The organism is Actinomycetospora sp. C-140 (assembly GCF_054796175.1).
The window spans coordinates 59537-84892 of the sequence record NZ_JBTWNF010000001.1; the positions used below are offsets into that span (position 1 = coordinate 59537).

Annotated in this window: 20 protein-coding genes; 11 read left to right on the plus strand and 9 right to left on the minus strand. The window is 74.8% G+C overall.

Annotation, left to right across the window (positions count from 1 at the left end):
- Positions 1-31 precede the first annotated feature (31 nt).
- From ACR9E3_RS00290 to trpA, 5 genes are all read left to right on the plus strand, one after another.
- Positions 32-1666: an anthranilate synthase component I gene (locus tag ACR9E3_RS00290; RefSeq protein WP_460377528.1), complete on the plus strand. Its 1635-nt coding sequence runs from the start codon at positions 32-34 to the stop codon at positions 1664-1666.
- Positions 1663-2376: a TIGR02234 family membrane protein gene (locus tag ACR9E3_RS00295; RefSeq protein WP_460377530.1), complete on the plus strand. Its 714-nt coding sequence runs from the start codon at positions 1663-1665 to the stop codon at positions 2374-2376. Before ACR9E3_RS00290 ends, ACR9E3_RS00295 begins: the two co-directional genes overlap by 4 nt.
- A 40-nt stretch (positions 2377-2416) precedes the next feature.
- Complete coding sequence (gene trpC / locus ACR9E3_RS00300) at positions 2417-3226, plus strand: indole-3-glycerol phosphate synthase TrpC (RefSeq protein ID WP_460377532.1); 810 nt, start codon at positions 2417-2419, stop codon at positions 3224-3226.
- Positions 3227-3294: 68 nt separating this feature from the next.
- Positions 3295-4596: a tryptophan synthase subunit beta gene (gene trpB, locus ACR9E3_RS00305; protein WP_460377534.1), complete on the plus strand. Its 1302-nt coding sequence runs from the start codon at positions 3295-3297 to the stop codon at positions 4594-4596.
- Positions 4597-4613: 17 nt separating this feature from the next.
- Complete coding sequence (gene trpA / locus ACR9E3_RS00310; RefSeq protein ID WP_460378349.1) at positions 4614-5405, plus strand: tryptophan synthase subunit alpha; 792 nt, start codon at positions 4614-4616, stop codon at positions 5403-5405.
- 194 nt (positions 5406-5599) lie between these two features.
- Here trpA and ACR9E3_RS00315 read toward each other — a convergent pair whose 3' ends face one another.
- On the minus strand, positions 5600-6718 hold the full coding sequence (locus ACR9E3_RS00315) for a glycosyltransferase (RefSeq protein ID WP_460377536.1): 1119 nt from the start codon (positions 6716-6718) through the stop codon (positions 5600-5602).
- Between the two features lie 152 nt (positions 6719-6870).
- Between ACR9E3_RS00315 and lgt the strand changes: the two genes are divergently transcribed.
- From lgt to ACR9E3_RS00330, 3 genes are all read left to right on the plus strand, one after another.
- Positions 6871-7989: a prolipoprotein diacylglyceryl transferase gene (gene lgt, locus ACR9E3_RS00320; protein WP_460378351.1), complete on the plus strand. Its 1119-nt coding sequence runs from the start codon at positions 6871-6873 to the stop codon at positions 7987-7989.
- 281 nt (positions 7990-8270) lie between these two features.
- Positions 8271-12854 carry a glutamate synthase large subunit gene (gltB, locus tag ACR9E3_RS00325; RefSeq protein WP_460377537.1) on the plus strand — a complete coding sequence of 1528 codons (4584 nt, stop codon included), beginning with the start codon at positions 8271-8273 and terminating at the stop codon, positions 12852-12854.
- Positions 12847-14361 carry a glutamate synthase subunit beta gene (locus ACR9E3_RS00330; RefSeq protein ID WP_460377538.1) on the plus strand — a complete coding sequence of 505 codons (1515 nt, stop codon included), beginning with the start codon at positions 12847-12849 and terminating at the stop codon, positions 14359-14361. Before gltB ends, ACR9E3_RS00330 begins: the two co-directional genes overlap by 8 nt.
- A 96-nt stretch (positions 14362-14457) precedes the next feature.
- On the opposite strand, the gene ACR9E3_RS00335 is transcribed toward ACR9E3_RS00330, so the two are convergent.
- Positions 14458-14829, minus strand: a complete 372-nt coding sequence (locus ACR9E3_RS00335) for a nuclear transport factor 2 family protein (protein WP_460377539.1) — start codon at positions 14827-14829, stop codon at positions 14458-14460.
- A gap of 9 nt (positions 14830-14838) precedes the next feature.
- Positions 14839-16755, minus strand: a complete 1917-nt coding sequence (locus ACR9E3_RS00340) for an alpha/beta fold hydrolase (protein WP_460377540.1) — start codon at positions 16753-16755, stop codon at positions 14839-14841.
- A gap of 62 nt (positions 16756-16817) precedes the next feature.
- Between ACR9E3_RS00340 and ACR9E3_RS00345 the strand changes: the two genes are divergently transcribed.
- Entirely contained in the window at positions 16818-17552 is a 735-nt protein-coding gene (locus ACR9E3_RS00345; RefSeq protein ID WP_460377541.1) for an SDR family oxidoreductase, read from the plus strand.
- Between the two features lie 3 nt (positions 17553-17555).
- Here the strand turns inward: ACR9E3_RS00345 and ACR9E3_RS00350 are convergent, their stop codons facing one another.
- Positions 17556-18368, minus strand: a complete 813-nt coding sequence (locus tag ACR9E3_RS00350; RefSeq protein WP_460377542.1) for a peptidylprolyl isomerase — start codon at positions 18366-18368, stop codon at positions 17556-17558.
- A 92-nt stretch (positions 18369-18460) separates the two neighbouring features.
- Here ACR9E3_RS00350 and ACR9E3_RS00355 point away from each other — a divergent pair, with 92 nt between their 5' ends.
- Positions 18461-19153 carry an MBL fold metallo-hydrolase gene (locus ACR9E3_RS00355; RefSeq protein ID WP_460377543.1) on the plus strand — a complete coding sequence of 231 codons (693 nt, stop codon included), beginning with the start codon at positions 18461-18463 and terminating at the stop codon, positions 19151-19153.
- Positions 19150-20421, plus strand: coding sequence for a histidine--tRNA ligase (hisS, locus tag ACR9E3_RS00360; RefSeq protein ID WP_460377545.1), 1272 nt, complete (start codon positions 19150-19152; stop codon positions 20419-20421). The genes ACR9E3_RS00355 and hisS overlap by 4 nt, the downstream gene beginning before the upstream one ends.
- Here the strand turns inward: hisS and ACR9E3_RS00365 are convergent.
- The 5 genes from ACR9E3_RS00365 to ACR9E3_RS00385 all read right to left on the minus strand — a co-directional run bounded on the left by ACR9E3_RS00365 (position 20418) and on the right by ACR9E3_RS00385 (position 25340).
- A complete protein-coding gene (locus tag ACR9E3_RS00365) occupies positions 20418-20816 on the minus strand; it encodes a DoxX family protein (RefSeq protein ID WP_460377547.1) in 399 nt (132 codons plus the stop codon). The two genes, hisS and ACR9E3_RS00365, sit on opposite strands and share 4 nt — an antisense overlap.
- Before the next feature lie 63 nt (positions 20817-20879).
- Positions 20880-21743, minus strand: coding sequence for an amidohydrolase family protein (locus ACR9E3_RS00370; protein ID WP_460377548.1), 864 nt, complete (start codon positions 21741-21743; stop codon positions 20880-20882).
- On the minus strand, positions 21743-22585 hold the full coding sequence (locus ACR9E3_RS00375; protein ID WP_460377549.1) for a 3-hydroxyacyl-CoA dehydrogenase NAD-binding domain-containing protein: 843 nt from the start codon (positions 22583-22585) through the stop codon (positions 21743-21745). Before ACR9E3_RS00375 ends, ACR9E3_RS00370 begins: the two co-directional genes overlap by 1 nt.
- On the minus strand, positions 22582-24495 hold the full coding sequence (locus tag ACR9E3_RS00380) for an acetoacetate--CoA ligase (RefSeq protein WP_460377550.1): 1914 nt from the start codon (positions 24493-24495) through the stop codon (positions 22582-22584). Before ACR9E3_RS00380 ends, ACR9E3_RS00375 begins: the two co-directional genes overlap by 4 nt.
- Entirely contained in the window at positions 24495-25340 is an 846-nt protein-coding gene (locus tag ACR9E3_RS00385; protein ID WP_460377551.1) for a crotonase/enoyl-CoA hydratase family protein, read from the minus strand. The genes ACR9E3_RS00380 and ACR9E3_RS00385 overlap by 1 nt, the downstream gene beginning before the upstream one ends.
- Between the last annotated feature and the right edge of the window lie 16 nt (positions 25341-25356).

Consider the following 25356-nt stretch of genomic DNA (forward strand, 5'->3'; position numbering starts at 1 on the left):
GGCTGTCGGGGGCGGGGGCCAGAATGGGTCCGTGTCCGGATCCAGCCACGCCTCCTCCCCGCTCGGCGAGGTGGTGCCCGACCGCGCGGGGTTCCACGCGCTCGCGGCGCACCACCGGGTCATCCCGGTGACGCGGCGGCTGCTGGCCGACGGCGAGACGCCGGTGGGGCTCTACCGCAAGCTCGCGGGGCAGCGTCCGGGCACGTTCCTGCTGGAGTCGGCGGCGCACGGCGAGTCGTGGTCGCGGTGGAGCTTCGTCGGCGCGCGCAGCGCGGCGACGCTCACCGAGTCCGGCGGCCGGGCGACGTGGACTGGCCAGGTGCCGGTGGGGCTGCCCGGCGGGCCGGACGACGAGCAGGAGTGGGACGACCCGCTGGCGGTCCTGCGCGAGACGCTGCAGCGCCTGCGCACCGACCCGCTGCCCGGCCTGCCGCCGCTCACCGGCGGGCTGGTGGGCTACGTCGGGTACGACGCGGTGCGCCGGCTCGAGCGGGTGCCCGAGCACGCCGTCGACGATCTCCGGATTCCCGAGACGGTCATGCTGCTCGCCACCGACGTGGCCGCGCTCGACCACCACGAGGGCACGGTCACGCTCATCGCCAACGCCGTGAACTGGGACGACAGCCCGGAACGCGCCGACGCCGCCTACGACGACGCGCTCGCCCGGCTCGACCGGATGACCGCCGAGCTCGCCGCCCCGGCGCCGTCGACGGTGGCCACCGTGTCGACGGGCGGCGCGTCCGGCGGTTCGGACGCCGTGCGGCGGCGCCGGTCGCCCGAGGAGCACCACGCGGCCATCGAGGTCGCCAAGGAGCGCATCCGCGCGGGCGACGCGTTCCAGGTCGTCGTGTCGCAGCGCTTCGAGGCCGAGACGTCGGCCGACGCCCTGGAGATCTACCGCGTGCTGCGGATGACCAACCCCAGCCCGTACATGTACCTGCTGCGGCTCGCCGACGCGCAGGGCCGGCCGTTCGAGATCGTCGGGTCGAGCCCCGAGGCGCTGGTGACGGTCCGGGACGGGGTCGCGACCACCCACCCGATCGCGGGCACGCGCTGGCGGGGCGCCGACGAGGAGGAGGACACCCTCCTCGCGAAGGACCTCCTCGCCGACGAGAAGGAGCGCGCCGAGCACCTCATGCTCGTCGACCTGGGGCGCAACGACCTCGGGCGCGTCTGCGTGCCGGGGACGGTGTCGGTGCGGCGGTTCTTCGAGATCGAGCGCTACAGCCACGTGATGCACCTGGTGAGCACGGTGAGCGGCCGGCTGGCGGCGGGGCGCACCGCGTTCGACGCCGTCGCGGCCTGCTTCCCGGCGGGCACGCTCTCGGGCGCCCCGAAGCCGAAGGCGCTGGAGATCATCGAGGAGCTCGAGCCGACGCGCCGCGGGCTCTACGGCGGCATCGTCGGCTACCTCGACTTCGCCGGCGACGCCGACACCGCCATCGCGATCCGCACCGGGCTGCTGCGCGACGGTGTCGCCTACGTGCAGTCCGGCGGCGGCATCGTCGCCGACTCCGACCCCGTCGCCGAGGACGCCGAGTGCGTCAACAAGGCCCGGGCCGTGCTCGCCGCCGTCGCGGTCGCCGGCACGGTCGCGACACCGACGCCGACGACGGCCCCCGACGAGCACGTGCACCGCTCCGATCCCCAGCCGGCCGCGCGATGACCGCCGCGCCCCACCGCCCCGCCGGCGGCCGCGCTCCCGCGCACCCGCCGGGCCGGTTGCTCGGGCTGCTGGCGCTGCTGCTCGTGGTCGCGGCGGGCGTGCTGTGGGGGGCCTCGCGGCTGGCGTGGGTCAGCCAGGTCGTCGACGGCGTGACGGGTCAGCGCACGACCACGGCGGACGGTGCGAGCGCGGAGCCGATCCTCGTCCCGTGGGCGCTGCTGTGCCTCGCGGCGGTCGGCGGCCTGGTGGCCACCGCCGGTTGGGGGCGCCGGGTCGTCGGCACGCTCGTCGCCGTCGCGGGGCTGTGGGCGGTGCTGCGCGGCGCGGCCGGGCTGGTGGCGCCCACCGCGGACGCCCTGCCCGACGGTCTGCGTCCCGGCGACCGCCCGCTGCCTCCCGAGGCCCTCGTGGCGGGGCCGCTGCTCGGGGTGCTCGGCGGCCTGCTCATGGTCGCGGCGGGGCTGCTCGCGGTCCGGTGGGCGGCCGTGCTGCCGCGGATGGGCGCCCGGTACGACGCCCCGGGGGCCGCGGGCGCGGACGGGCGCCGACCCCGGCCGACCGACCCCGACCGCGCCTTCTGGGAGGCGTTGGACGAGGGTGAGGACCCCACGCGCGATCCCGTCGAGCGCCCGTCGGAGGACGGACCCTCGTCGGGGCCACGGTCCGGACCGCCCGACGGGGTGGACGGCGCGCGAGGGGGAGCGGGTTAACATGGAACGAACTCGGACGGGGGAAAGGGGCAGACCCGGCGTGAGCGTCCTGGAGCAGATCCTCGAAGGGGTCCGGGCCGACCTCGCCGCCCGGGAAGCCGCCGTCCCCTTCGACGTCATCAAGGACCGCGCGGCCGCCGCGCCGCCGGCGCGCGACGCCCTGGCGGCCCTGCAGGGTCCCGGCATCGGTGTCATCGCCGAGGTCAAGCGGGCCAGCCCCTCGAAGGGCCACATGGTCGACATCCCCGATCCCGGGTGGCTGGCCGGCCGCTACGTCGACGGCGGCGCGCGGATCATCAGCGTGCTCACCGAGGGGCGGTACTTCGAGGGCTCCCTCGACGACCTCGACGCGGTGCGCTCGGCCGTCGACGTGCCGGTGCTGCGCAAGGACTTCGTGGTCGGCACCTACCAGGTCCACGAGGCGCGGGCGCACGGCGCGGACCTCGTGCTGCTCATGTGCTCGGTGCTCGAGCAGAACGCCCTCGACGCGCTCGTCGACAGGGTCGAGTCGCTGGGCATGACCGCGCTGGTCGAGGTGATCAACGAGGAGGAGGCCGACATGGCGCTGCGCGCCGGGGCCAAGCTCGTCGGGGTCAACGCCCGCAACCTCCACACCCTCGACGTCGACCGCGGGGTCTTCGGCCAGATCGCGGCCGGGCTGCCCGGCGAGGTGATCCGCGTGGCCGCCTCCGGAGTGCGTGGCCCCGGCGACCTCATGACCTACGCGGGCCACGGCGCCGACGCCGTGCTCGTCGGCGAGGCGATGGCGACGGCGGAGGACCCGCGGGCCGCGGTGCGCCAGCTGGTCACGGCCGGGTCGCACCCGGCGTGCCCCAAGCCCGCGCGCTGATTCCCCCTGGCTCCGCCTCGTAGCATCGCCGACGTACGCCCGACCCCGCGCAGGAAGAAGTGCTCGAGATGACGTCGGCCAGCCAGGGCCTCGCCGGGACCGCCCACGAACCCGACGACCGCGGACACTTCGGGCCCTACGGCGGGCGCTTCATGCCCGAGGCCCTCATCGCCGCCGTCGACGAGGTCGCGGCCGAGTACGACAAGGCCCGCCACGACCCGGCGTTCCTCGCCGAGCTCGACCGGCTCCAGCGCGACTACGCGGGGCGGCCCTCGCCGGTCACCGACGCCCGCCGGCTGTCCGAGCACGCCGGCGGCGCCCGCATCCTGCTCAAGCGCGAGGACCTCAACCACACGGGCTCACACAAGATCAACAATGTGCTCGGCCAGGCGCTGCTGACGCGCCGCATGGGCAAGACGCGGGTGATCGCCGAGACCGGTGCGGGCCAGCACGGCGTCGCGACCGCCACCGCCGCCGCGCTCATGGGCCTCGAGTGCATGGTCTACATGGGCGAGGTCGACACCGAGCGGCAGGCGCTCAACGTCGCACGGATGCGGTTGCTGGGTGCCGAGGTCGTGCCCGTCACCACCGGCTCGCGCACGCTCAAGGACGCCCTCAACGAGGCCTACCGCGACTGGGTCTCCACCGTCGGGCACACCCACTACATCCTCGGGACGGCGGCGGGCCCGCACCCGTTCCCGATGATGGTCCGCGACTTCCACCGGGTGATCGGGCTCGAGGCCCGCGAGCAGGTGCTCGAGGCCTACGGCCGCCTGCCCGACGTGGTCACCGCGTGCGTCGGCGGCGGCTCGAACGCCATCGGGATCTTCCACCCGTTCCTCGACGACGCCGGGGTGCGCCTCGTCGGCTTCGAGGCCGCCGGCGACGGCGTCGACACCGGCCGGCACGCCGCGTCGATCACGGGCGGGTCCCCGGGGGCGCTGCACGGCGCGATGTCCTACCTCCTGCAGGACGCCGACGGGCAGACGCTCGAGACCCACTCGATCTCGGCCGGGCTCGACTACCCGGGCGTCGGTCCTGAGCACGCCTTCCTCGCCGACACGGGGCGCGCGACCTACGAGCCGGTCACCGACGCCGAGGCGATGGAGGCGTTCCGGCTGCTGTGCCGCACCGAGGGGATCATCCCGGCGATCGAGTCCGCCCACGCGATCGCGGGCGCGCTGCGGCTGGGGCGCGAGCTGGGGCCGGACGCGACGATCCTGGTCAACCTCTCCGGGCGCGGCGACAAGGACGTCGACACCGCCGCCCGCTGGTTCGGCGTCGTCGACCCGGAGTCGCTGCCGACCGAGGACCCGCTCCCGGCGGCCGACGCCGACGGGGCCGTGGCGAGTGGGGAGCGGGAGCTGTGACGACGTCGACCACCGGCGTGGACCGCCTCGGCGAGCTCTTCACCACCGCGAAGGCCGAGGACAGGGCGGCGCTCATCGGCTACCTGCCCGCGGGCTACCCGACGGTCAAGGGCTCGCTGGGCCTGCTCACCCAGACCCTCGACGCGGGCGCGGACCTCGTCGAGGTCGGGCTGCCGTACTCCGACCCCGTGCTCGACGGGCCGGTCATCCAGCACGCGGTCGACGCGGCGCTCAAGGCCGGTGTCCGGGTGCGCGACACCCTCGAGGTCGTCGAGCAGCTGTCCGCCCGGGGTGGCCGCGCGGTCGTCATGACGTACTGGAACCCGGTGCTGCGCTACGGCGTCGACGCCTTCGCGCGCGACCTGGCGAACGCCGGCGGGCTGGGGGCCATCACCCCGGACCTCGTGCCCGACGAGGCCGCGGGCTGGCTCGCCGCCGCCGACCGCGAGGGCATCGCGCCGATCTTCCTCGTCGCGCCGTCGTCCACCGACGAGCGCATCGCCGCCACGGCCGCCGCCACCCGCGGGTTCCTCTACGTGGCCTCGACCATGGGCGTCACGGGCGCTCGCGACGCCGTCTCCGACGCGGCCGCCGGGCTCGTGTCCCGGACGCGCACCCACACCGACCTCCCGCTCGGCGTCGGTCTCGGGGTGCGCAACGGCGCCCAGGCCGGCGAGGTGGCGGGCTTCGCCGACGGTGTCATCGTCGGCTCGGCGCTCGTGAGCGCCGCCGAGCACGGCCGCGCGGCCGTCGCCCGCCTGACCACGGAGCTCGCCGCGGGCGTGCGGGGCCAGCACACGGGGCGCTGACGTCGGCCGGCGGGCAGCGGGGCGCACCCCATGACTCGAGCACGACGCTTCGGTTTCCGAAGCATCTCCAGCGACGTCGGGCGTTGCTCTGCGGTGGGCGCGCCTCGGCGACCCGACCGGGGCCGGCAGCACCCCCATGACCCGAGCACGACGCTTCGGTTTCCGAAGCATCCCCAGGGGTCGTCGGCCGGGGCTCAGCGGACGCGCGCCCGGTCCCGGCCCCGCAGCACGATCTCGATCTCGTCGGCGGCCACCGCCGCGCCGTCCCGCGCCCGCAGCCGCGCGCCGATCGCGGCCGCGGCCGGGCGGTGCGGGCCGTCGGCGACGAGCTCCCGCACGGCGTCGCGGATCGCGGGCGGGCCGCTCGCGGCCGGCAGGACCCGCCCGGCGCCGGCGTCGGCGATCGCCGCCCCCACCAGCGGGTGGTCGAGCTGGGGGTGCAGGGGCAGCACGAGCACCGGCAGGTCGTGGGCGAGCGCGAGCATCGCCGTCGAGTGCCCGCCGTGGCTGACGACGAGGGACGCCCGCGGCATCAGCTCGCCGTGCGGGCGGTACCGGACGATCTCGGCGTTCGCCGGGGCGTCGAAGGCGTCGGGGTCGACGGCCGGGCCGGTCGTCACCACCACCCGCAGCGGCAGGGGCGCGAGCGCGTCGAGCAGGCGCGCGAGGAGCTCCTCCTGGCCCGGGTAGAAGATCGTGCTGAGGCTGACGAGCACGAGGGGCTCGGAGTGCGCCGCGACCGGCACGACCGGCGGCCCGACCCGGCCGACGTAGCGGACGTTGCCGGACAGGGAGCCCGGTGCGCCCGGGTCGAGCACGGGATCGCTCGTGACCAGTACCCGCCGCGCCGCGTTCCACAGCCGGGTCGGCGGCATCCCGCGCAGCCTGGCCGCGAGCCCCATCGGGCCGCGCGCCCAGACCCGGGTCAGGTACCGGCGGAAGAGGTGGACGAGCACGACGGTCGGCACGCCGGCCCGCTGCGCCGCCTGCAGGGCCGCGAGGCTCATGGCGTCGGCCAGCACCAGGTCCACGTCACCGACCTCCGCGGCGACGTCGCGCCCCGGCCCCCGGTCACCGAACAGGGCGAGGTACGCGAGCCCGTGACGCGGCCCCGAGAGCCGGTCGGTCGCCGCCCAGGGGCGGGCGTGCCGGTAGGCCACGAACGCGAGGCCGGCGGCCTCGACCTCGTCGCGCTGACCCGCGTGGCCGAGCACCCGCACCTCGTGACCCCGCCGGACCAGCTCCGTCGCCACGCCCAGCAGCGGCGGGACGTTGCCGCCGCCGTCCCACGTCACCGCGAGTACCCGTGCCATCGCTTCCCCCCCGGACGCCGGAACCGGCCGAGGTCATTGGCTCCTCTCCCCGTCACCGCGGGCAAGGCGCCGTTCGCACGAACCCCGCCGCGTGCCCGGGCCGCCACACGGAGCCACGACGTGCGGGCGATAGCGTGGCCGCCGTGCTCGCCCTGCCCACCTACCTGCCCAGCCCGCCCCAGGGGGTCTGGGAGCTCGGGCCGATCCCGCTGCGGGCGTACGCCCTCTGCATCATCGCCGGGATCGTCGTGGCGATCCTGTGGACCGAGCGGCGCTTCGTCGCGCGCGGTGGCGAGCCGGGCACCGTCACCGACATCGCGGTGTTCGCGGTGCCGTTCGGCCTCATCGGCGGGCGGCTCTACCACGTGGCCACCGACTGGCGGACCTACTTCGGGCCGGGCGGCAACCCGCTCGCGGCGCTCTACATCTGGCAGGGCGGGCTGGGGATCTGGGGCGCGATCGCGCTCGGCGGCGTCGGGGCGTGGATCGCCTGCCGGCGCCGTGGAGTGCCGCTGACGGCGTTCGCCGACGCCGCCGCGCCCGGCATCGTCACCGCGCAGGCGATCGGCCGGCTGGGCAACTGGTTCAACCAGGAGCTCTACGGGGCCCCGACGACGCTGCCGTGGGGCCTGGAGATCTACCGCCGCGTCGATCCCTCGACCGGTATCCCGGACAACCTCACGGGCGTCGCGGTCGACAGCACACCGGTCGCGGTCGTGCAGCCCACCTTCCTCTACGAGCTGGTGTGGAACCTCCTGGTCGCGGCGCTCGTGGTGTGGGCCGACCGGCGCTTCCGCCTGTCCCACGGCCGCGCGTTCGCGCTCTACGTCGCGGGCTACACCGCCGGGCGGTTCGTCATCGAGCTGATGCGCACCGATCCGGCCACGCGGGTGTTCGGCGACGTCCGCATCAACGTGGTCGTCGCGGCCGTGGTGTTCGTCGGCGCGGTCGCCTACATGATCTGGTTCCGCGGTCGCCCCCGCGAGGTGTTCGGCCGCGACGCCGAGACCCCCGACACCGACGGCGGCGCGGCCGGTTCGGCCGACGAGGCCTCGGGTACGCCCGCGCCTGTGACGACGAACGACAGCACGGAGGACGAGCGCGCCCGCAACGAGGTCGAGGGTCGCCGCGTCGAGAAGTCGTCGGCGGCGGAGCCGGGCGGCACGGGCGGGGCGTCCAACGCCACCAGCGTCGACGCCGCTCCCGCCGACCCGGCGCAGGAGAACGAGGAGGACGTGACGGCAGAGCCGCCGTCGCGCACCACGAGCTGATCCGAGCCTGACCGCACGGGTCGGCCGGGTACGGACGACGCCGGGCGCACCGGCCTGCCCGCGGCGGCACGACCGTCTAGGATCGGACCCGCACCGCGCGGGACGTCGGGGTCCGGCGCCGCCGTCGGTGTGTCGTCCCCGTCGTCCGGGACCGAACACGCGCCGCCACGAGGGCCGAGAGGCCGCGCTGGCGGCTGCCGACCGCCGCACCCCATCCAGGGCCACCGCCGTCCCCGGGTTCCTCCGCACCACCCGCCCGCGCGACGACGAGGAGGCGCCGGATGCCGGCACCGAGCGCACGCCAGGGGCTCTACGACCCCGCCTACGAGCACGACGCCTGCGGCGTCGGCGCGGTCGCGCACGTCCGGGGCGAGCCCAGCCACGCGATCGTGCGGGACGCGCTGGTCGTGCTGCACAACCTCGACCACCGCGGAGCGGCCGGCAGCGAGCCGACCAGCGGCGACGGCGCCGGCATCATGCTGCAGGTCCCCGACGCGCTCCTGCGCGCCACGGTCGACGTCGAGCTCCCCGAGCCCCAGCCGTCCCCCGACGGCGGCGCGCCCTTGCTGGCCTACGCGACGGGCCTCGCGTTCCTGCCGGCCGACCCCGACGACCGCGCCAAGGCGGTCTCGCTGCTCGAGCGGATCGCCGCCGAGGAGGGTCTGGACGTCCTCGGCTGGCGCGAGGTGCCCGTCGACCCGGACGGCGCCGACGTCGGCTCCGTGGCGCGCGGGGCGATGCCGTACTTCGGCCAGGTGGTCGTCGCGGCGCCCGACCGGTCGGTGACCGGGATCGCGCTCGACCGTCTCGCCTGGATCGTGCGCAAGCGCGCGGAGCGCCAGTCGCAGGAGGAGGGCTGCGGTCTCTACATCGCGTCGCTCTCCAGCCGGACCATGACCTACAAGGGCATGCTGACCACCGACCAGCTGCCGCTGTTCTTCCCGGATCTGCGCGACGAACGCCTGGTCAGCGCCATCGCCGTGGTGCACAGCCGGTTCTCGACCAACACGTTCCCGAGCTGGCCGCTGGCCCACCCCTACCGCGTCATGGCGCACAACGGCGAGATCAACACGATCCGGGGCAACCGCAACCGCATGCGGGCCCGCGAGGCGCTGCTCGCGACCGATCTGTTCCCCGGCGACCTGCAGCGGGCGATGCCGGTGTGCCCCGAGGACGTGTCGGACTCGGCGAGCTTCGACGAGGTCCTCGAGCTGCTCACGCTCGGCGGCCGCCCGGTCCCGCACGCCGTCATGATGATGATGCCCGAGGCCTGGGAGAACCACGACGAGATGCCCGCCGACCAGCGGGCGTTCTACCGGTTCCACGCGAGCCTCATGGAGCCGTGGGACGGGCCGGCGTGCGTCACGTTCACCGACGGCACGGTCATGGGGGCGACGCTCGACCGCAACGGCCTGCGGCCCTCGCGCTGGTGGCACCTCGACGACGACCGCGTGGTGCTGGCCAGCGAGTCCGGCGTCCTCGACGTGGAGCCCGCCCGGGTGCTGGCGAAGGGCCGGCTGCGTCCGGGCCGGATGTTCCTGGTCGACACCCGGGCAGGGGAGATCGTCGACGACGACGCCTACAAGAGCGAGCTGGCCGCCGAGGAGCCCTACGACGACTGGCTGCGCGCGGGGCTGATCCGGCTCGACGAGCTGCCGGCCCGCGAGCACGTGGTGCACACCCACGAATCGGTGATGCGCCGCCAGCAGACGTTCGGCTACACCGAGGAGGAGCAGCGGATCCTGCTGGTCCCGATGGCGAGCACGGGCGCCGAGCCGCTCGGCTCGATGGGCACCGACACGCCCACCGCGGCCCTCTCGTCGCGGGCCCGCATGCTCTACGACTACTTCGTCCAGCTGTTCGCGCAGGTCACGAACCCGCCGCTGGACGCGATCCGCGAGGAGCTCGTCACCTGCATGGCGCGGGCGATCGGGCCCGAGCAGAACCTGTTCCACCCCGGTCCCGCGTCGTGCCGTCAGGTCGTGCTCCCGGACCCGGTGATCGACAACGACGAACTGGCCAAGCTCATCCACATCGACGACGACGGCGACATGCCCGGCTTCGCCGCCACGGTCATCGGCGGGCTCTACGAGGTCGGCGCCGGCGAGGAGGCCCTGCGCGCCGCGCTGGACCGGGTGCGCCGCGAGTCGTCCGAGGCCATCGCGGCCGGCAAGCGCATCCTCGTGCTCTCCGACCGCGACTCGGACGCGCAGTGGGCGCCGATCCCGGCGCTGCTGCTGGTCTCGGCGGTGCACCACCACCTGGTCGCCACCCGTGAGCGCACCCAGGTCGCCCTCGTCGCGGAGTGCGGCGACGCGCGCGAGGTCCACCACGTGGCCCTGCTGCTCGCCTACGGTGCCGCCGCGGTCAACCCGTACCTCGCCTTCGAGTCGATCGAAGACATGATCAACAACGGGTGGTTGCAGGGCGTCGCGTGCGACCAGGCGATCCGGAACTACATCGGCGCCCTGGTCAAGGGCGTCCGCAAGGTCATGTCGAAGATGGGGATCTCGACGATCTCCGGCTACACGGCGGCCCAGGCGTTCGAGGCGCTCGGCCTGTCGCAGGAGTTCATCGACGAGTTCTTCTGGGGGACGTCGTCGAAGCTCGGGGGCGGCGGCCTGGACCTCGTGGCGCGGGAGACCGCCGAGCGCCACCGCCGCGCCTACCCGGACAACCCGGGGGAGCGCACGCACCGCAAGCTCGAGGTCGGCGGCGAGTACGCCTACCGCCGCGAGGGCGAGCTGCACCTGTTCAGCCCCGAGACGGTGTTCCTGCTGCAGCACTCCTCGCGGACGAAGCAGTGGGACGTGTTCAAGCGCTACACCGCCGAGGCGAACCGGCTCATCTCCTCCGGCGGTGCCCTGCGCGGCATGTTCCGGCTGCGCACCGAGGAACGCACGCCGGTCCCGCTCGAGGAGGTCGAGCCCGCCACCGAGATCGTCAAGCGGTTCGCCACCGGGGCGATGTCCTACGGGTCGATCTCCGCCGAGGCGCACACCGACCTCGCGATCGCCATGAACAACATCGGCGGCAAGTCGAACACCGGCGAGGGCGGCGAGGACCCGGTGCGGCTCCACGACCCGTCCAAGCGCTCGTCGATCAAGCAGGTTGCCTCCGGGCGCTTCGGCGTGACCAGCGAGTACCTGGTCAACGCCACCGACATCCAGATCAAGATGGCGCAGGGCGCGAAGCCGGGGGAGGGCGGCCAGCTCGCCGGCCAGAAGGTCTACCCGTGGATCGCCGAGGTGCGGTACTCGACGCCGGGCGTCGGGCTGATCTCACCGCCGCCGCACCACGACATCTACTCGATCGAGGACCTCAAACAGCTCATCCACGACCTGAAGAACGCGAACGAGCACGCCCGCATCCACGTCAAGCTCGTGTCGTCGGTGGGCGTGGGCACGGTCGCCGCCGGCGTGGCGAAGGCGCACAGCGACGTCGTGCTGATCTCCGGTTACGAGGGCGGCACGGGGGCGGCGCCGCTGACGTCGCTCAAGCACGCCGGGGCGCCCTGGGAGATCGGCCTGGCCGACACCCAGCAGACGTTGATGCTCAACGGCCTGCGCGACCGGATCACCGTGCAGGTCGACGGCCAGATGAAGACCGGCCGCGACGTGATCATCGGAGCGCTGCTGGGCGCCGAGGAGTACGGCTTCTCCACCGCACCGCTGGTGGTCAACGGCTGCATCATGATGCGCGTCTGCCACCTCGACACCTGTCCCGTCGGGGTCGCCACCCAGAACCCGGAGCTCCGCAAGCGCTACACGGGCCGCCCGGAGTTCGTCGAGAACTTCTTCTGGTTCGTCGCCGAGGAGGTCCGCGAGCACCTCGCCGAGCTCGGCTTCCGCACCCTGGACGAGGCGATCGGGCACGCCGAGCTGATCGACGGCCGCGAGGCGGTCGAGAACTGGAAGGCCCGCGGCATCGACCTGACGCCGCTGTTCACCGTCCCCGACGTCCCGACGGGCGCGGCCACCGACCGCATCCGGACGAAGGCCCAGGACCACGGGCTCGACCGGGCACTGGACCGCACCCTGATGCAGCTCGCGGAAGGGGCGCTGGCCGACGCGAGCCCGGTGCGCCTGGAGATGCCGGTCCGCAACGTCAACCGCACGGTCGGCACCCTCACCGGTGCGGAGGTCACCCGCCGCCACGGCCGGGACGGGCTGCCCGACGACACGATCCACGTCGAGTTCCACGGCTCGGCGGGACAGTCGTTCGGCGCGTTCCTGCCGCCCGGGATGACGCTCGACCTCGTCGGCGACGCCAACGACTACCTGGCCAAAGGCCTCTCGGGCGGGCGGGTGATCGTGCGGCCGCCGGACGACGCGCCGTTCGCCGGGGCGCCCGACGAGCAGCACGTCATCGCCGGCAACGTCATCGCCTACGGCGCCACCGCGGGCGAGGTGTTCCTGCGCGGGCAGGTCGGCGAGCGCTTCTGCGTGCGCAACTCCGGTGCGCTGGCCGTCGTCGAGGGCACCGGTGACCACGCCTGCGAGTACATGACCGGCGGCCGCGTCGTGGTGCTCGGCGCCACCGGCCGCAACCTCGGGGCGGGGATGTCCGGGGGCATCGCGTTCGTGCTCGACCTCCCCGAGACCCGCGTGAACCCCGAGATGGTCTCGCTGCTCGAGGTCGACGACGAGGACGCGGACTGGCTGCACGAGACCGTCCTGCGCCATCGACAGCTCACCGGCTCGCCGCGCGCGGCGGCCCTGCTCGACCGGTGGGACGACGCCGTCCGCCGGTTCACCAAGGTCATGCCCGACGACTTCCGGCGCGTGCTCGACGCGACGCAGCGCGCTCAGGCCGAGGGACGCGACCCCGACGAGGTGATCATGGAGGTGGCGGCCGGTGGCTGACCCGCGCGGTTTCCTCAAGCACGCCCGCGAGGACAACCCGAAGCGCCCGATCGAGGAGCGGCGCACCGACTGGCACGAGCTCTACGCGCCGCTGACCGACCCGGCGGTCCGCGCGGGCACGGAGGTCCAGGCCTCCCGGTGCATGGACTGCGGCATCCCGTTCTGCCACTCCGGCGGCGCGGGCTGCCCGCTGGGCAACCTCATCCCGGAGTGGAACGACCACGTCCGGCGCGGCGAGTGGGCCCGGGCGACCGGCCGGCTGCACGCGACGAACAACTTCCCCGAGTTCACCGGCGCGCTCTGCCCCGCCCCGTGCGAGGCGGCGTGCGTCCTGTCGATCACCAGCCAGCCCGGGCCGGTGGCGATCAAGCGCGTCGAGTGGTCGATCGCCGAGAACGGCTGGGCCGACGGCCACATCGAGCCCCAGCCGCCGGCGATCCGCACCGGACGGCGGGTCGCCGTGGTGGGCTCCGGGCCCGCGGGGCTCGCCGCCGCCCAGCAGCTCACGCGGGCCGGCCACGACGTCACGGTCTACGAGCGCGACGACCGCCTCGGCGGGCTGATGCGCTACGGCATCCCGGAGTACAAGTTCGAGAAGTGGGAGGTCGACCGGCGCCTCGAGCAGATGCGCGCCGAGGGCACCCGGTTCGTCGTGAACTGCGAGGTCGGCGGGACGGCGCTGCCGGTCGAGCGGCTGCGCGCCGAGCACGACGCCGTCGTCCTCGCCGTCGGCGCCCTCGCCGGCCGCGACGACCGGACCGTCGAGGGCCGCGACCTCGACGGCATCCACCTCGCGATGGAGTACCTCGTGCCCGCCAACCGCGAGCAGGAGGGCGACGGGCCGTCGCCGATCAACGCGCGCGGCGGCAACGTCGTGATCATCGGCGGCGGCGACACCGGCGCGGACTGCTACGGCACCGCCACCCGCCAGGGCGCGATCGGGGTGCACCAGCTCGACCAGTACCCCCCGCCGCCCCAGACCCGCGAGGAGTCCGCGTCGCCGTGGCCGACCTGGCCCTACGTCTTCCGGACGCCCCCGGCGCTGGAGGAGGGCGGCGAGCGGCTGTTCGCCACCGCGGTACGCCGCTTCGTCGGCGACGACCGTGGCCACGTCCGGGCGGTCGAGCTCTCGTCGGTGGAGGTGCGCCGGGGCGAGGACGGCTCGCGGGAGGTCGTGCCGACGAGCGAGGAGGTGCACGAGATGCCGGCCGACCTCGTGCTGTTCTCCATCGGGTTCACGGGGCCGGACGACACGGCCCTGCTGCCCGCGCTGGGCATCGAGCGATCCCCGAAGGGCTCCGTCCCGTGCGGATCGGACTGGCAGACCGACGCCCCCGGCGTCTTCGTGTGCGGCGACGCCCACCGTGGCGCCTCGCTGATCGTCTGGGCGATCGCCGAGGGCCGCTCGGCCGCCGCCGCCGTCGACCGCTACCTCGACCCCGACGGGACCACCGACCTCCCCGCCCCCCTGCACCCCGGCGCCCTGCCCCTGAGCCCCGCCGGCTGAGGCGGTTGTCAGCGAAGTGCCGTCGCAGACACTCAGCGTCCGTATCGGTACTTCGATCACCGGCGCGCCGGGACGCACCCGCGGTGCACAGCGGCGTCAACCACTCGACACCGGGGTGATGTGGGTGAGGGTGCACCGCCAGCGCCCGTCCCGGCGGACGAAGACGTCCGTGGTCCACTCGTCGGCGTCGATGTCCGCGCCGCCGTATTGCGCGGTGCTCAGGACACGGACGCTGAGCAGCGCCGTGTCCCCGTGCACCCGCACCCGGCGCTCACCCACGCCCTCCATCCGCGTGTGCCCGAGCGCCCCGGAGCGGACGAAGGACAGGAAGTCGTCACGGGTCGTGATCCCCGACCACGACACGATGACCCAGTCGTCGTCCATGTACTCGGCGATGCGGTCGGCGTCGTCGCTGACGATCGCCTCGCTCCAGGCGTCGGTCAGCGCGACGATCTCGTCCTCGTCCATGCGACGACGCTAGGGCGCCGACGTGGCCGGTGACTTGGACGAATCGGAGGTCCGCGACACCGTCGTCGCCACCACCGACGCGACGAACCCGGCGACGACGTCGTGCACGGCGTCGCGGTCGTGCTCGTTGAGGACGTCGTGCTGGTCGCCAGGGAAGGTCGCCACCCGGGCGTCCGGGAGCTGGGCCGCGGTGAGCTGCGCGTGCTCCACCGGCACGAGGGGGTCGGCCTCACCGTGCACGAGCAGCACCGGCACGGCCGGGCGTCCGCCGGCGAGACCCTCGGCGATCTCCGGCCAGGTCGCCGCCACCGCGGCCAGCGTCTCGCGACGGAAGCCGCCGTGGTGGGTGAGCGGGTCGTGGAGCAGGGCGTCGACGTAGTCGGGATGCGTGCTCAGGCCCTCGCGAGGGTCGTCCATCGGGAGCTCCGGCTCCCCGAGCGCGAGCCACTCGTGGATCCACTCCTGGGCCCGCACGGGCGCCCCGGACAGGACGACGGCGTCGACGATCTCCGGCGACCGCAGCGCGAGCAGCGTCGCGGCCACCGCGCCGCCGGAGTGGCCGACGACGGTCAGCGGGACGCCGGGGTGCTGCGCGCGGGCGATGCCGGCGAGCGTGCGGGCGTCGTCGACCAGCAGGTCCCACGACGGGATCAGGGCACGCTCGCCGTCGCTGCGGCCGTGGCCGACGGCGTCGAGGGCGTGCACGGCGACCCCGGCGGCGGTGAGGCGGCGGGCGAGCGCGTCGTACAGACCGAGGTGTTCGCCGTAGCCGTGCAGGAGCACGACGACGGCGCGGGCGCCACCGCGCGGCAGCCAGCTGTCGTGGACGACGCGACCGGCGGCACCGGGGAACGTGGGCATGGCGGGTCCTCTCGTCGGTCCGCGCCGACGTCCCGGCGCGGTCGCCCGACGGTCGCGGGCCGCGCTGTCAGGTGGCTGCCGGAGCGCTGCCGGAGCGCTGTCGACGGGCGTCACGGCGTCGGCGTAGCGGGCCGCGAGGTCGCGGACGGCGCGGGACAGCTCGGGCGAGGCGTCGGGGTCGACGGTGAAGCCGAGGTCGAGGGCACCGAGGTACACGGCGAGCAGCGGCGCGGTCTGGGCGCCGGCGTCGAGCCAGCAGGTGTCGTCGGTGCGCGGTGTCACGCACCAGGTCCCGACCGGGACGCGGGCGGCGACCGTCGCGGCGTCGGCGTGGACGACGACCCGGGCGCGGTGGTTCCACAGCGCGCGCATCCGCCCGCGGACGACCAGGCTCTCCCAGCCGTCCTCCGGGGGCTCGCGCGGGACGAACCGCGGCCCGGTCGGGACGCGCGGCGCGACGCGGTCGAGGCGGAAGCTGCGCCAGTCGTCGCGCTCGAGGTCGTGCGCGACGAGGTACCAGCGCCCGCTGACGTGGACCAGGCGGTGGGGCTCGACGCGGCGCTCGCTCGGCGCCTGGTGGCGGTCGGTGTAGGTGAAGCGGAGCTGCTCGGACTCACGGCAGGCCCGGGCCACGGCGGCGAACGTCCCGGGCGCGACGGTGTCGCGCGGGACGTCGACGCTGTCGGCGACGGCGGTGAGCGTGGCGACCTCCCGGCGCAGGCGGGAGGGCAGCAGCCGGTCGAGCTTCGCGGCAGCGGCCGCGGTCGCCGCCCCCGCCGAGGCGACCCCTGACGTCGTGGCCGTCCGGAGGGCGACCGCGACGGCGAGGGCCTCGTCGTCGCCGAACGTCACCGGGGGCAGCGCCGCGCCGGCGCGCAGGCGGTAGCCGCCCCCGGTGCCGCCGCGCGCGTCGACGTCGTAGCCCAGCGCCCGGACCCGCTCCACGTCGGCACGCACGGTCCGGGTGGTGACCCCGAGCTCCGCGGCCAGGGCGGTCGCCGACCACTGCGGCCGGCTCGGGAGCAGGGTCAGCAGACGCAGCAGGCGAGCGGCGGTGTCGGGCACGCGCCCAGCATGGCGGTTCTCGCGGAAGCACCCGTTCCGCGAGACCCGGGACCGTCGCCCGCATGACCGAGCACCAGCCACTCCACGGCCGCTGCGCCCTCGTCGCCGGCGGCTCGCGCGGCATCGGGGCCGCGATCGCCCGCCGTCTCGCGCGCGACGGCGCCGCGGTGACCCTGACCTACGCCACCCGGGAGGACGCCGCCGCCGAGGTCGTCGCCGGGATCGAGGCCGACGGCGGCACGGCCCGCGCGGTGCCGCTCGACGTCGCCGATCCCGCGCGGGTCGGACCGGTGGTCGACGAGGCCGCCCCCGACGTCCTCGTCGCGAACGCCGGCATCGCCCACCACGCCCCGCTCGCCGACACCACGCTCGAGGACTGGGACCGGGTGATGGCCGTCAACGCCCGCGGGGTCCTGCTCGCGGTGCAGCACGCCGCCGCGCGGATGCCCGAGGGCGGCCGGATCGTCGTCGTGTCGACCATCGGCACGCACTGGCCCAGCCCGGGCGAGACGGTCTACGCGGCGAGCAAGGCGGCGGTCGAGCAGATCGCGCGGGTCGCCTCCCGCGAGCTCGGGCCGCGGGGCATCACCGTCAACACCGTCGCGGCCGGGCCGACCGACACCGACCTCCTGCGTGCGGGTGCCCCGCCGGAGGCGCTCGCGGGCGCCGCCGCGATGACCGCCCTCGGCCGGATCGGCCGTCCGGACGACATCGCCGACCTGGTCGCCCTGTTGTGCCGCCCGGACGCCGGCTGGCTCACGGGCGCGACGCTGCGCGCGGACGGCGGGCTGACCTGAGCCCTACGGCGCGGGCTGGGCCACGACGGCGCGCTGGATCTGCACCGGGATGCGCGGCGCGCCGCCGCCGGCCTGGTTGGAGCCGTCGTCGCCGCCGGCGCCGACCTTGTCGAGCACGGCCAGCCCGTCGGTGGAGATCCGCCCGATCACCGAGTACTCCGGCGGCAGGGCCGAGTCGCCGTAGACGAGGAAGAACTGGCTGCCCGTGGAGCCGGGCTGCGAGCTCTTGGCCATCGCGATCAGCCCGCGGGAGTACGTCGAGGCCTGGCCGCCCGCGCCCGGGAAGGGCGCGAGGCCCTGCGGGGGCTCCTCGGCGTACTGGTAGCCCGGCCCGCCCGCCCCGGAGCCGGTCGGGTCGCCGCACTGGAGCACCTCGAGGCTGCCCTTGCTGGTGACGAGGCGCGGGCACGGGGTGTCGTCGTAGAAGCCCTGCTGCGCGAGGCTGACCACGGCGTTGACGGCACACGGCGCCGACGCGCGGTCGAGGGTCATCGGGATCGCACCCTGCGAGGTCTGCAGGGTGACGTCCACGGTGCCGGTCGTCGGTGGGTTCGACTCGGGTGGGTTGTTGGGCTTGGCCGCCTGCTCCGACGGGTTGTACTGGCACGTCGAGGGCGGCGCGGCCTCGGGCGCGGGCTCGCCGGAGTCGGAGACGAGGAAGTAGATCCCCGCGGCGACCGCGACGACCGCGACCACGGCCACCACGGAGATCACCGTGAGCCGCTGCCGGCGGCGCTTGGCGCGCTCGGCCCGCCGTTCGATCTGGCGTTCCAGCTTGCGCTTGGCGGCTTTCCGGCGCTGCTCGTTCGTCGGCACGGCGGACATCGTGCCGAACCGCGCCGACCGGTCCCCGTGAGGGTCTCGACTAGGGTGGACGGTGCAGGACGACGCGCGAGGAGGACGAGAACGTGCTGGTCGAGGCCTTCGCGGCCGGGGTGTTCCAGACCAACTGCTACGTGGTCGCGCCCGGCCCCGGGGAGTCCTGTGTCGTGGTCGACCCCGGGCAGGACGCCGAGGAGGGGCTGCGCGAGGTGATCGCGCGCCACAAGCTCTCGCCGGTGGCGGTGCTGCTCACCCACGGCCACATGGACCACATGTGGTCGGTGACGCCGGTGTGCGACGGCGACGACATCCCGGCCTGGATCCACCCCGAGGACCGCAGCATGCTCGCCGACCCGTTCGGGTCCGTCGGCCCGATGGGCCAGCAGCTCGCCGCGATGTACCCGGGTCTCGAGTTCCGCGAGCCGCGCTCGGTCGAGCTGCTCGCCGAGGGCGCGGAGCTCGACCTCGCCGGCCTGCACCTGACCGTCGACCACACCCCGGGCCACACGCGCGGGTCGGTGGTCTTCCGGTCGGCCACCGAGGACGGCCGGCCTTTCCTGCTCGCCGGCGACACCCTGTTCCAGGGCGGCATCGGGCGCACCGACCTGCCCGGCGGGTCGACCGACGAGATGATGGCGTCGCTGCGCGACAAGATCCTCAGCTTGGCCGACGAGACGGCCGTGCTGCCCGGTCACGGGCCGATGACCACGGTCGGCCAGGAGCGTCAGACCAACCCGTTCGTGCAGGGCCTGACGAGCGCGCCCGGACGCCACCTGTGACGGGCGTGCCGCCCGGGGGCTTCGCGGCGCCCAAGGGCATCCCCGAGTACGTCGGGCCGGAGTTCACCGCGGTCCGGGACACGCTGATCCGCGAGGCCGACCGCGCCGGCTACGCGCACATCGAGCTACCGGTGTTCGAGGACACCGCGCTCTATGCCCGCGGTGTGGGCGAGTCGACCGACGTCGTGTCGAAGGAGATGTACTCGTTCGACGACCGTGGCGGCCGGTCGGTGACCCTGCGGCCCGAGGGCACCGCCGGAGTCGTCCGGTCGGTGATCGAGCACGGCCTCGACAAGGGCGGGCTCCCGGTCAAGCTGCGCTACGACGGGCCGTTCTTCCGCTACGAGCGGCCCCAGGCCGGACGGTTCCGCCAGCTCCAGCAGGTGGGTGTCGAGGCCATCGGGGTCGACGACCCGGCGCTCGACGCCGAGGTGCTCGCCGTCGCCGACGCCGGCTTCCGTGCGCTCGGCCTGCGCGGCTACCGGCTGGAGATCACGAGCCTCGGTGACGCGACGACCCGCCCGCAGTACCGCGCCGAACTGACCCGGTTCCTCGAGAAGCTCGACCTCGACGAGGCGACCCGCGAGCGGGCGCGGATCAACCCGCTGCGCGTGCTCGACGACAAGCGCCCCGAGGTCCGCGCCCAGCTCGAGGGCGCGCCACTGATGGTCGACCACCTCTCGGACGCCGCGGCGGCGCACCACGCGGCGGTCAAGCGCCACCTCGACGACCTCGGCGTGGCCTACGTCGAGAACCCGCGGATGGTGCGCGGGCTCGACTACTACACGAAGACGACGTTCGAGTTCGTCCACGACGGGCTCGGCTCGCAGTCGGGCATCGGCGGCGGCGGGCGCTACGACGGGCTCATGGCCGAGCTGGGCGGGCAGGACCTCTCGGGCGTCGGCTTCGGTCTCGGCGTCGACCGGGCCCTGCTCGCCTGCCGGGTCGAGGAGGCGGGGCACGACGCCGCCGCGCGCGTCGAGGTGTTCGGCGTCCCGCTGGGCGAGAAGGCCAAGGACCGGATCGTCGACATCGTCGGGGCCCTGCGGCGCGCCGGCATCCGCGCCGACCTCGCCTACGGCAACCGCGGGCTCAAGGGCGCGATGAAGGCCGCCGACCGCTCCGGAGCCCGGTTCGCGCTCGTGCTCGGCGACCGCGACCTGGAGGCCGGCGAGATCCAGCTCAAGGACCTCGCCGACGGCAGCCAGACCGCGATCGCGCTGGACGGCGCGGCGGCGGCCGTCGACCGGGCGCTGCACGACGGTTAGGCCGACACGAGGGCGCGCTCCGGGGACGTGGGCGCGGCGAGGCGGCGCGACGCGGGCCGGGTCGCCCAGGAGAACCCGGCGACGACGGCCAGCGTCGTCGTCACCACCGGGTGGAACACCGGGCTGCCCACGACCAGGTGGGACACGGCCGCGCCGCTGAGGTCGAACACGACGCCGGCGTAGGCCCACTCCTTGAGCCGCGGGTAGCCAGGCACGGTGATCGCCACGGCGCCCAGGAGCTTCCACACGCCGAGGATCGCCGCGAGGTAGGCGGGATAGCCCAGCGCCGCGATGCCGGCGACGGCCCAGTCCGCGCCGAGCAGGTCGGCCAGCCCGCCGGAGAGCAGGACGAGCACGGTGATCGCGGTCGAGATCCAGTAGATGCGCGTGGTCATGGCGGGCTCCTCGGTCGTTCACCGGTGTCGAGGGGGAGACCCGCGCGGGACGGCCGATGTGACTCAGGCCAGCCCGAGCACCCGCACCGCGTTGTCCTTGAGGATCTGCGGTCGGACGTCGTCGGGGATGTCGAGGGCCGCGAAGTCCCGCAACCACCGGTCCGGGGTGATCACCGGGAAGTCCGAGCCGAAGAGGACCTTGTCCCGGAGCTGGCGGGACGCGGCGCGGACGAGCTGGGGCGGGAAGTACTTCGGGGACCAGCCCGAGAGGTCGATGAACACGTTCGCCTTGTGCGTCGCGATCGAGATCGCCGCGTCCTGCCACGGCACGGAGGGGTGCGCGAAGATCATCGTCAGGTCGGGGTGGTCAGCCGCGACGTCGTCGAGCAGCATCGGGTCGGAGTAGCGCAGCTTCAGCCCCGCCCCGCCCGGCAGGCCCGCCCCGATCCCGGTCTGGCCGGTGTGGAACAGCGCCGGGACGCCGGCCTCGGCGATCGCCTCGTAGAGCGGGTAGTACGTGCGGTCGTGGGGCTCGAAGCCCTGCAGCGTGGGGTGGAACTTGAAGCCCCGCGCCCCCTGTGCCACCAGCCGGCGCACCCGTGCGACCGAGGCCCGCCCGCCGTGCGGGTCGACCGAGCCGAACGGGATGAGCACGTCGGGGAACCCGGCCGCCCGCTCGACGATCTCCTCGCTGGACAGCGGCGGGTGCCCGGTCGCGGCCGGCGCGTCGACGGTGAACACGACCGCGGCCATCGACCGCTCGCGGTAGTGCGCGGCGATCGCCTCCACCGTCGGCGTCCGGTCCTGGTCGCTGCGGAAGTACTGCGCCGAGGCGTCGAGCAGCTCGTCGGTCAGCGCGAAGCACCCGCGGGCGTCCTGTTCGACGTGGGTGTGGACGTCGATGGCGGTGAGGGCGTCGAGATCCATCAGGTGCGTGCCTCCAGGGCCGCGCGGATCACCGCGTCGCGGCGAGCGATGAGGTCGTCGGGGTCCTCGGCCACCTCGGCGACCTGGTCGACGAGGCGGGCAGCCAGCTCCGGGGTCATCGTGGGCGATCCGAGGTCGGCCCAGAGGGCCTCGGTGCCGGGGTGCAGGTGCTCCAGGACGTGCGCGAGCCCGCCCGCGCCGCCGGAGAGGTGCTGCCCGGTGATCGGGCCGAGCGCGGCCCACCGGAGCCCGGGGCCCTCGGTGATCGCGGTGTCGACGTCGGCGACGGTCGCGACACCCCGCTCGACCAGGGAGTACGCCTCGCGCCACAGGGCGGCCTGCAGGCGGTTGGCGAGGTGGCCCGGGAGCTCGGCGCGCAGGCGCAGGGGCCTGCGGCCGACGCCCGCGTAGAACGCCATCGCGGCGTCCACGGCCGCCTCCGACGTCGCCTCCCCGGGCACGACCTCGACCAGCGGGACCAGGTGGGGCGGGTTGAACGGGTGCCCGACGAGCACGCGCTCGGGGTGGTGCGGGGCTCCGCGGGCGAGGTCGGTGGGTCGCAGCATCGACGAACTGCTCGCGATGACGGCGTCGGGGCGGGCGGCGGCGTCGAGCACCGCGAGGAGCTCGTGCTTGACCTCGAGACGCTCCGGGCCGTTCTCCTGGACGAAGTCCGCGCCGGCGACGGCCTCGGCCGGGTCGTCGACGAACGCGACACCCCCTCCGACGCGTTCGCGGGCGCCCGGTGCCGGGTCCGTGGCGACGACGGCATGCCCGTGCTCGGCGAACAGGCGGGCCCAGCTGGCGCCGATGACGCCGAGGCCCACGACCGCCACCCTCACCGCGCGAACCCCACGAACGCCGTCAGGGCGTCCGGGTCGACGAGGGAGTCCCGTGAGGCCACCGCGTCGGGGTCGGCGCCGAGCAGGATCCGTTTGGCGGGGACCTCGAGCTTCTTGCCGGTGCGGGTCCGGGGCACGGCCGCGATCGCGTGGATGCGGTCGGGGACGTGGCGCGGGGAGAGCGCGGCGCGGAGCTCGGCGCGGACACGGGCCTCGTCGACCGTGCGACCGGCGGCCGGCACGACGAACAGCAGCAGCTCGCCGGGACCGCCGTCCGGGTCCTCGAGGTGCACCACGAGGCTGTCGGTGACCTCGGGCATCTCCTCGACCACGGCGTAGAACTCCGCGGTCCCGAGCCGGACCCCGCCGCGGTTGAGCGTGGCGTCCGAGCGGCCCGAGACGACGACCGAGCCGGTGGGGGAGAACCGCACCCAGTCGCCGTGGCGCCAGATGCCCGGGTAGGTGTCGAAGTAGGCGGCGTGCCGCCGCGAGCCGTCGTCGTCGCCCCAGAAGAACAGCGGCATCGACGGCATGGGGGAGCGGATGACGAGCTCGCCGCGCTCGCCGACCACCTCGTTCCCGGCCGCGTCGAAGGCGGCGGTGTCGACGCCCAGCTCGCGGCCGGAGATCTCGCCCTCCACCACGTCCTGCCACGGTCCGCCCTGCACGATGCCGCTGCAGACGTCGGTCCCGCCGCTGCCGACGAGCAGCAGGACCTCCGGGCCGAACTCCGCGGCCACCCACCGGTAGCCCTCGGGCGGCAGCGGGCTCCCGGCGACGCAGATCTGGCGCAGCGCCGTGAGGTCGTGGTCGCGGGCCGGGTGCACGCCCTCGCCCCGGCAGGTCATGAGGAACCCCGGCGAGGTGCCGAAATGTGTCGCGCGGGCCTGCGCGGCCAGGCGCCACTGCCAGGCGAGGTCGGGGTGCAGGGGGTTGCCGTCCACGAGGATCAGCGCGGCGCCGTGGATCAGCCCCGAGAGCAGGGCGTTCCACATCATCCAGGCCGTGGTCGTGAACCAGAGCAGGCGGTCGCCGGGCTGGACGTCCCAGGCGAGGCCGTGGTTCTTGAGGTGCTCGACGGTGATCCCGCCGTGGCCGTGGACGATCGCCTTCGGCGGCCCGGTGGTGCCCGAGGAGAACAGCACCATCAGCGGATGGTCGAACGGGACGGGGTCGTAGGCGGGAGCCGCCGCCGTGCCGACCAGCTCCGACCACGGCGTCGCGTCGGCCACCGTGCCCGGGCCGTAGGGGATCTCGACGACGTGGCGCACGGTCGGCAGGGCGGAGCGCAGGGCCGCCACCTCGGCGGTGCGGTCGACGGGCTTGTCGCCGTAGACGTACCCGCCCACGGCGAGCAGGACGGTCGGCTCGATCTGGGCGAAGCGGTCGACGACGCTGCGCGCCCCGAACTCCGGCGCGCACGACGCCCACACCGCGCCGAGGCTCGCCGCGGCGAGGTGCGCGACCACGGTCTCGGGGATGTTCGGGGCGTAGGCGACCACGCGGTCGCCTGCGCGGACCCCGAGGCGCTGCAGGCCCGCTCGCGCCCGGGCGACGGCGTCGCGGAGCTCGGCGCGGGTCCATGTCTGGTCGTCGCGGGTCTGGGAGAACGCGAGGATGACGGTGTCGTCGTCGGCGCTCGTGCCGGACGGGCCCTCGACCGCCCGCTCGGCGTAGTTCAGCGTCCCGCCCGGGAACCACACCGCGCCCGGCATGACGGGGTTCTCGAGCACGGCTCGCGGCGCGTCGTGGAAGCGCACGGCGAAGAACGCGGCGACCGCGGACCAGAAGCCGTCGAGGTCGGTGACCGACCAGCGCTGCAGGGCGTCGTAGTCGTCGAACGCCAGGCCGCGCTCGCGGGCGAGCCAGTCGACGAACCGCCCGATCACCGTGCCGGCGGGGGCGGCCATCAGCGGACCTTCCCGGCGCGCCCGTCGAGGAACGCGGACATGCGGCCCTGGGCCTCGGCGCTGCTCGAGGTGATCGCCGCCATGAGGGACTCGAGGAGGAAGCCCTCGTCCTCGCGGGCGGCCGCGATGCGCGGCAGCGCCTGGAGGACGGCGTAGGTGCTGCTCGGCGGGTTCGCGGCGACTCGGTGCGCCAGCTCGAGGGCCTTCGCCGCGGCGCCACCGGCCTCGGTGAGGTAGGTGGAGATCCCGAGCTGCTGGCCTTCCTCGGCGTCGAGGACCCGCCCGGTCAGCATCATGTCGGTCATCCGGGCGACGCCGATGAGCCGCGGGATGCGCACCGACCCGCCGCCGCCGACGAACAGGCCGTGGCGGCCCTCGGGCAGGGCGTAGAACGCGCTCGGTTCGGCGACGCGGATGTGGGTGGCCGCGGCGAGCTCGAGCCCGCCGCCGACGACCGCGCCCTTCAGCGCGGCGACGACGGGCAGCCGCCCGCGCTCGATGCGCTCGAAGACTCGGTGCCAGAACCGGGAGTGCTCGACGCCGGCGACCGCGTCGGTGTCGCCGAGCTCGGCGAGGTCGAGCCCGGAGGAGAAATGGTCGCCCTCGGCGTCGAGCACCACGGCGCGGACGTCCCCCGGGGGCGCGCCGAAGAAGGTCTCGAGCCCCAGGACGGTCGCGTCGTCGAGGGCGTTGCGCTTGTCGGGACGGGCGAGGCGCAGCACGGCGACCGGCCCGTCGCGGTGCAGCGAGAGCGAGCGGGGCAGCAGCGCCGCCGCGTCGTCGACGGCCTCGACCGGTTCCTGTGCGGCCGGCTCGCCCATCGCGCTCCCTCCGGTGGCGGGCATGGCGTTCCTCACGGCG

Bases quoted from the DNA above. Each gene is read 5' to 3' on its own strand.
- trpB (WP_460377534.1), top strand. From the start codon at position 3,295: ATGACGTCGGCCAGCCAGGGCCTCGCCGGGACCGCCCACGAACCCGAC.
- ACR9E3_RS00295 (WP_460377530.1), top strand. From the start codon at position 1,663: ATGACCGCCGCGCCCCACCGCCCCGCCGGCGGCCGCGCTCCCGCGCAC.
- gltB (WP_460377537.1), top strand. From the start codon at position 8,271: ATGCCGGCACCGAGCGCACGCCAGGGGCTCTACGACCCCGCCTACGAG.
- ACR9E3_RS00315 (WP_460377536.1), bottom strand. From the start codon at position 6,718: ATGGCACGGGTACTCGCGGTGACGTGGGACGGCGGCGGCAACGTCCCG.
- ACR9E3_RS00335 (WP_460377539.1), bottom strand. From the start codon at position 14,829: ATGGACGAGGACGAGATCGTCGCGCTGACCGACGCCTGGAGCGAGGCG.
- ACR9E3_RS00345 (WP_460377541.1), top strand. From the start codon at position 16,818: ATGACCGAGCACCAGCCACTCCACGGCCGCTGCGCCCTCGTCGCCGGC.
- ACR9E3_RS00385 (WP_460377551.1), bottom strand. From the start codon at position 25,340: ATGCCCGCCACCGGAGGGAGCGCGATGGGCGAGCCGGCCGCACAGGAA.
- ACR9E3_RS00365 (WP_460377547.1), bottom strand. From the start codon at position 20,816: ATGACCACGCGCATCTACTGGATCTCGACCGCGATCACCGTGCTCGTC.
- ACR9E3_RS00380 (WP_460377550.1), bottom strand. From the start codon at position 24,495: ATGGCCGCCCCCGCCGGCACGGTGATCGGGCGGTTCGTCGACTGGCTC.
- ACR9E3_RS00370 (WP_460377548.1), bottom strand. From the start codon at position 21,743: ATGGATCTCGACGCCCTCACCGCCATCGACGTCCACACCCACGTCGAA.